This is a genomic window from Streptomyces sp. MK37H, from assembly GCF_018035285.1.
Classification (GTDB): Bacteria; Actinomycetota; Actinomycetes; order Streptomycetales; family Streptomycetaceae; genus Streptomyces; species Streptomyces endocoffeicus.
Window position 1 is genome coordinate 24,342 of record NZ_JAAAYH010000059.1, and the last position, 6,828, is coordinate 31,169.

Sequence of the window (6,828 nt, forward strand, 5' to 3'; positions counted from 1 at the left end):
GAAGAGGAGGTGAAGGCCATGCCTGAGTACGACGACGACTGGGATGTTCCGGAGGACAGGGATGATCCCGAGAACGAGGAGAACACCCCCGACGGTGAGAAGAAGAAAAAGCTCACCTGGAAGACCGTCCTGCTCGCACTCGTGGTCTTCGCGATCGTCGGATCGCTCGTCCAGGTGGTCGCGCGCGGCGGCTTCGGAGGCGCCCTGAACACCACCGGCAGCGGAGGCGGCGGCGCCCCGAAGAAGGAGCACCACTCCCGGCAGCAGCAGGAGATACGCCCGCCCAAGCAGCCCAAGACCATCAAGCTGGGCAATCAGCGGGTCCCCCAGGCGTCCGGCCCGATCATCGTGATCAACCCGGGCCTGGTCACCCCCGGCGGCAGCGCCGCGGTCGAGGGCGGTGGCTTCGACAAGAAGGCCACCGTGGACATCCTGATCAAGGCCCGGAAGTCGGACACCAAGGGCCGCGCCATCGGCAGCGTCCGCTCGGACCGGTTCGGGTCGATCTACGCCCGGTTCACCATGCCCGACACCGCGGGCAACCGGCCCGCGACGCTGGTCGCCCAGCAGCGCGGCAGCAGCAAGACGGCGGAGGCCAAGGTGATCACCGGCGGCGCCGTCGGCACCGCCAAGATCAACAAGATGGTGGGCCGCCCCGGCGACGTGGTGACGGTCTCGGCCCGCGGCTTCCGCCCGGGTGAGCCGATCGACGTCTTCTGGGGACGCACCACCGGCATCCCCGTCACCACGCTGCGCACCGACGGCGGCGGCGGCGTCGCCCACGCGGCGATCAAGGTGGGCGTGGCCCCGACCGGCTCCAGCACCCTGGTCCTGGTGGGCAAGCGCAGCAAGACCACGGCCACCGCGCCCTTCCAGATGCTGGCCATGTACCCCTCGATGAAGTCCAAGCCGTACGCGCTCAAGGCCGGCCAGCGGATCACGCTGTCCGCCAACAAGTTCGCGCCCGGCGAGCGGGTGCTGGTCTACATCAACTCCACCGGCGGTCTGCCGGCCTTCACCGCCCAGGCGAACGACATGGGTCAGATCCGCGACGTGGCGTTCAACGTGCCGTTCGGCCTCAAGGGGCGGCAGACGCTGATGGCGATCGGCGACCAGAGCCGGGCCGTGGTCCGCTCGGGCTTCACCGTGCTGCCGTACAGCCCGTCCGCCGAGCCCAGCGCCTTCGGCGGCAGGGCGGGCACCACGCTCAGCTTCTATGTCGCGGGGTTCGCCCCGGGCGAGACGGTGACCGCCTACGCCGGTTCGGGCTCGAAGGGCCAGCGCAAGATCGGGACCTTCCAGGTGGACAGCCGCGGCAAGGCGGCGGCCGTGGGCTCGTACAAAATCACTCCGGCGGATGAGAGCGGTGTGTCGTTCCAGCTCATCGGCCAGAAGAGCGGTGGCGTCGCCAGGGCGAGCATCAACATGTCCCAGGGCCGCGGGGATTAGGGACCGCGAGTGGCGCCGAGGGAGAACGTGGGCCGGGCCGTGCCGTTGCCGTCCGCCGGGAAGCGCCGGGAAGCGGCGGACACGGCGGGGAAACAGGCCCACGTTCCAGGGAGCGACCGGCCACCGGCCGTGGGGCGGCTCACCCGGGCGGCTCACCAGTTCCGTAGATGTACTATGCGTCCTGGAGTGTCCTATGAGCGTAATTTTCGGCCCTAACTCACGAAGAGTCCTACAATTCCTGACCCATATCGAGGACCTCTCCCCGGAGGAAATCGACCGGGTGGCCGATCTGTGGAAGCAGACGTCCAGCCAGACCCGCGCCGAGGGCTGGGCGGTGGTCCACCGCACCACCACGCCCGAGGAGCGGTACCGGATCCTGGTCGCCGCCTCGGTGGCGCGCCGGGCCGCCCTGGACGCCGCGCGGAACCATCACCGACACGACTGGGCCTTCTGGGCCGCGGTCTGGGACGCCGCGACCGCGGTCGCCGTCTGCGACCGCATCGGAAGCCACTACAACGTGCTGGTCGCGCCGCTGGCCGCGGTCATGCCTTCGCTGGCGCACTGCCGGCGCGATGAACTCGAGCCCCGCGAGCTGCAGGGTGCCGTCCTCAAGGGAGGTGGGTAGCGATGGGCGACAACCGGATCGCCGTTGTGGTGGCCGATGACGACCCGGCCGTCCGTGAGGCGCTCGCCGACCTCATCGACTCCCACCCGGACCTGGAGCTGGTGGGCCTGGCCATCAACCATGAGCAGGCCGTGCGGGCGGCGGTGGACCACCGCCCGCAGGTCGTGATCATGGATGTGCACATGCCCCGGGGCGACGCCCCCAGCAGCGTCCGGGCCATCCGCGACCAGGTCCCCGAGGCCCGGGTGGTGGCGCTGTCCGCCCACGGCGAACGCGAGACCGTGCTGAACATGCTCGCCGTCGGGGCCAGCGGCTATCTGGTCAAGGGCACCCCCGCCGAGGAGATCCTCGAGGCGATCATCCGGGCCGCCCGCGATCAGTTCAGCATGTCCGCGGAGCTGCTCGCCGACTGCGCCGAGCCGCTGCGCCGCGCCGAGCGCACCTCCTGGCGGTTCGAGGACCTGGCCGGCAACCGCCTGGAGGACTCGTACCTGGAGCTGCTCGGCCACGCGCCCTGCGGAGTGCTCGTGGTCGGCCCGCGCGGCCGGATCGAGTACGCCAATGCCCACATCCGGCACATGTTCGGCTACAGCTCGGCGGAGCTGCGCGACAAGCGGCTGCGGGACCTCGTCCCCGAGCGCTACCGCACCGCCTCCGAGCAGCTGATCGGCCGGGTCTTCACCACGCCGTCCGCGATGAGCGGCCGCCGTCGCGACGGCGGCGAGTTCCCCGCCCAGTTCAGCGGCGGCCATCTGCAGGGCCGGCAGCCCCGCGGGGTGGTCTTCGTCGCCGACCTCAGCAAGCTGCGGGCGGCCGAGAGCCGTTTCCGCCAGCTCATCGAGTCCTCCCCGGACGCGATGCTGATCGTGGACACCGGCGGCCGGATCCAGGCGGCCAACCACCGCACCGAGGCGCTCTTCGGCTACGACCGCGACCATCTGATCGGCCGGGCCGTGGAGGCTCTGCTGCCCGACCAGCCGCTCACCGTCTCGCTGCGCGAATGGGACGACAGCCTGGAGGAGCCGGTCGGCCACAGCATGGAACTGGTCGGGCGGCGCAGCGACGCCAAGCAGTTCCCCGCCGACGTCAGCATCAGCCCGCTGCGTACGGAGGAGGGCCTGCTCACCGTCCTGACCATCCGCGACATCACCGAGGTGCAGCGCGCCCAGTTCGTCCTGGAGCGCAGCCTGGAGCTGCTTGAGGTCACCGACCGCGACCGCCAGGCGCTGCTCAGCCATCTGGTCCACGCCCAGGAGGCCGAGCGCGGCCGGATCGCCGCCGACATCCACGACGACACCATCCAGGTGATCACCGCCGCCAGCCTCCGCCTCCAGCAGCTGCGCCGGCGGCTGCGGGACCCGGACGAGCAGCGGGTGATGGACAAGCTGGACGAGACCCTGAAGCTCTCGCTCAGCCGGCTGCGCCAGCTGATCTTCGACCTGCGGCCGTCCAGCCTGGAGCACGGCTGTCTGGCCGGGGCGCTGCGCGGCCTGCTGGAGCAGATACGCATCGAGACCGGTATCACCTACCGGCTGGAGGACCGGCTCACCGCCCACCCCCCGGCCGAGACGATGGCCCTGATCTACCGGACCGCCCAGGAAGCCCTGGTGAACGTGCGCAAGCACGCCCACGCCAAGACGGTCCATGTGCAGCTGCTCGGGCTCGACGACGGCTGCCTGGTGCGGATCGTCGACGACGGCGAGGGCTACAACCCGCTCGAGGTGGAGTCCCGCCCCGGCCACCTCGGGCTCTCCCTGATCCAGGAGCGGGCCCAGATCGCGGGCGGCTGGTGCCGGATCGAGAGCGAACCCGGCTCCGGCACCACCGTGGAGTTCTGGGTGCCGCTCGGCACTCCCCCGGACGCTCCGCTCCCCACCCCCGACTGCCCCGAAGGGGACCCGCAGCCGTGACCGCACCTCCCGAGTTGACGAAGGTGCTGATCGTCGAGGACCACCGGGTGGTGGCCGAGGGGCTGTGGGCCCTGCTGGCCGAGTACTCGGATCTGACGGTGGTCGGCTGGGCCGACTCGGTCGCCGAGACCGTGCCCATGGCCAAGGAGCTGAAGCCCGATGTGGCGCTGGTCGACTTCCGGCTGCCCGACGGCACCGGGGCCGACGCGGCCGGCGGCATCCGGGCCCATGACCCGTCCGTCGCCATCGTGATCCTCAGCGCCGACGCCAGCGACTCGGCGCTGCTGGCCGCCGTGGAGGCGGGCGCCTGCGGCTATCTGCTGAAGTCGGCGAGCGGCGACGAGATCGCGTCCGCCATCCGCTCGGCCGCCGAGGGCGAGACGCTCATCCCGGCCAGCACGCTGGTGGAGGTGCTGGCACGGCACCGCGAGGACGCGCGGTCCACCGCCGAGCAGACCGAGCGCCTGGAGAGCCTGACCCCGCGCGAACAGGAGATCCTCACGCTGATGAGCCACGGCCTGGACAACCGGGCCGTCGCTGAGCGGCTGAGTATCAGCTACGCCACCGTGCGCACCCATGTGCGCAGGATCCTGGAGAAGCTGGAGGCGCGCTCGCAGCTGGAGGCGGTCGCGAAGGCCGCCGAATTCGGCTTCAAGCCCGCACAGCCGGAGAGGCCGGAGGAGTGAGTGACGGGCTGATCTGACCCGTGTCCGCCTTCGGTACGGCGGTGGCCCCCCTTTGGTGCGGGGGCCGTTTGCGTTTCGCCGTATGGGTTCACCTGGATGAGCCCGTACGGATGGGTGCGAAACCACCTGGGGCGGGACGGCCCGGGGCCAAATGGGATGACAAGTCCCCCTTCGGATGGAATCGCGGAGCCACCGAGACGGGTTCCCTCCTCATGCGAGTCCCTGGACGGATCCGATGCCCGCTGAGCCGCGGGCACACGATCGCCTTCCTGGTGGCCGCCGCCTGTTACGCGGCGGTCCTCACGGCCGTCCTCACCGGCTCGCAGCTGGTCCGGTTCGACTGGCAGGTGGCCCTGTTCAAGCCGTACGAACAGTGGCCGCGGGTCCGGCCGGTGCTGGACGCCTTCGTCATCGCGGGCCAGCGCGGCCCCACCGCCCTGGCCGCCCTGGCCTGGGCCGTCTGGCGCGGCGGCCGGACCCGAAGCCTCCGTCCGCCGTTGGTCCTGGGCGTGGCGCTGGTGCTGCTCAATGCGAGCGTCGGCGCCGTCAAGATCCTCACCGGGCGGCTGAGCCCGTACGAGGCCCGGACCCCCGGGTCCGCCGAGCTCTTCCACGGCGGCATGGTCTTCCCCTCCGGTCACGTCGCGGGCGCCGTCGTCGTCTGGGGCACCCTCGCCTATCTCGCCGGTCACCACCGGCGGACGGGTGCGCTGGTCGCCTGCGTGATGGCCGTCGGCATCGGTCTGACCACCGTCTATCTGGGCACCCACTGGGTGAGTGACGTCCTGGGCGGATGGGCGGCGGGCGTCCTCGTCCTGCTGGCCCTCCCCCTCTTCGAACCGCTGATCGCGACCGTTTCCGCGTATGTCTCCGCCCGTGCGGCGGGGTACTCCATGGGCAGGTGAACCAAGTGGCGCTTCGCGTGCTGATCGCAGACGACCATGCAGTGGTCCGGCAGGGCCTGCGCATGATCCTTGGGCTCGACAACGACATCAAGGTGGTCGGCGAGACGACCAACGGCCGGGAAGCCGTACGGCTGGCCAGGGAGCTGTGCCCCGACGTCGTCCTGATGGATCTGCTGATGCCGGTGATGGACGGCGTATCCGCCACGGCGGAGATCCGTCAGGACCTCCCCGAGGTCGAGGTGGTGGCGCTGACCAGCTCCCTCGACGACGCCATGGTCATGGGCGCGGTCCGGGCGGGCGCCATCGGCTTCCTGCTGAAGAACGCCGAGGCCGACGACCTCCGCAACGCGGTGAAGGCCGCGGCCGCGGGCCAGATCCATGTCTCCCCCGCCGCGATCTCCCGGCTGATGGGCCAGGTCAGGGAGCCCAGCGGCCCGGAGCAGCTCACCGAGCGGGAGACCGAGGTGCTGACCATGCTCGCGCGCGGCAAGGCCAACAAGGAGATCGCCCACGATCTGCGGATCGGCCAGCAGACGGTGAAGACGTATGTGAGCCACATCCTGACCAAGCTCGGGGTGCACAGCCGGACCCAGGCGGCGGTCTACGCGGTGCAGTCCGGCCTGGTGCCCGCGGGTGAGCTCACTCCTCCGGAAGCAGTGGAGTCGACGACGAGGGAGCAGTGGTGGTCGGCGTGATCAGTACACGATGGACCCCGGCCCGGCGGAGGCGGAGCGCCACCGCGCTCGCCGAGGTCACCCGACACATCCTGGCGGGCGAGACCGCCGATGCCACGCTCCGGCTGATCGCCCGCCGGGTGCGTGAGCTCCTGAGCGCCGATATGGCCCGGGTGATGGTGCTGGAGCCGGGCGACGTCCTGACGATACGGGCCACCGACGGCGCCCCGTGGACCGCGCCGAGCGGACCGCTGACGCCCGGCGGCTCCTCCCCCGCCCGCCAGGCGATCCGCGCCGGACGGCCCACGGTCTCCGGCGACGAACGGCGGCCGCGCCGACGTGGCCGGGCCCCCCGGCACGCGGTCCCGGCCTCGGTGCTGGACGTGCCGCTGCTGGTGCGCGGCCACCCCGTGGGGGTGATCGAGGTGGCGAACCGCGGCGGTGGGCGCCGGCTCACCCACGCCGATGTGAGCACCGTGGGGCTCTTCGCGGCGGCCGCGGGGCATGCGGTCGCCCAGATCCGGCACCGGGAGCATCTGCGGCGGCTGGCGTCGGCGGCGGCCGGGCCGGGCACCAACG

General features: G+C 71.4%; 7 protein-coding genes. All 7 read left to right on the forward strand.

The genetic code is table 11. From position 1 onward, the window contains the following. Window positions 1-18 precede the first annotated feature (18 nt). Complete coding sequence (locus tag GWI24_RS11745; RefSeq protein WP_210945854.1) at window positions 19-1,449, forward strand: hypothetical protein; 1,431 nt, start codon at window positions 19-21, stop codon at window positions 1,447-1,449. A 193-nt stretch (window positions 1,450-1,642) separates the two neighbouring features. Next, window positions 1,643-2,074 carry a hypothetical protein gene (locus GWI24_RS11750; protein ID WP_210945855.1) on the forward strand — a complete coding sequence of 144 codons (432 nt, stop codon included), beginning with the start codon at window positions 1,643-1,645 and terminating at the stop codon, window positions 2,072-2,074. Window positions 2,075-2,076: 2 nt separating this feature from the next. Beyond that, window positions 2,077-3,984 (forward strand): PAS domain S-box protein, encoded by a 1,908-nt coding sequence (locus GWI24_RS11755; protein ID WP_210945856.1) that lies wholly within the window; start codon window positions 2,077-2,079, stop codon window positions 3,982-3,984. Further along, window positions 3,981-4,670 carry a response regulator transcription factor gene (locus tag GWI24_RS11760; RefSeq protein ID WP_210945857.1) on the forward strand — a complete coding sequence of 230 codons (690 nt, stop codon included), beginning with the start codon at window positions 3,981-3,983 and terminating at the stop codon, window positions 4,668-4,670. The genes GWI24_RS11755 and GWI24_RS11760 overlap by 4 nt, the downstream gene beginning before the upstream one ends. 212 nt (window positions 4,671-4,882) lie before the next feature. Beyond that, complete coding sequence (locus GWI24_RS11765; RefSeq protein WP_210945858.1) at window positions 4,883-5,575, forward strand: phosphatase PAP2 family protein; 693 nt, start codon at window positions 4,883-4,885, stop codon at window positions 5,573-5,575. 5 nt (window positions 5,576-5,580) lie between these two features. Further along, the gene (locus tag GWI24_RS11770) at window positions 5,581-6,270 is read left to right on the forward strand and encodes a response regulator transcription factor (RefSeq protein WP_037955385.1); all 690 of its coding nucleotides are present in this window, start codon (window positions 5,581-5,583) and stop codon (window positions 6,268-6,270) included. Then, a partial coding sequence (locus GWI24_RS11775) for a GAF domain-containing protein (protein WP_210945859.1) occupies window positions 6,267-6,828 on the forward strand: 562 nt, incomplete at its 3' end. The genes GWI24_RS11770 and GWI24_RS11775, both read left to right, overlap by 4 nt.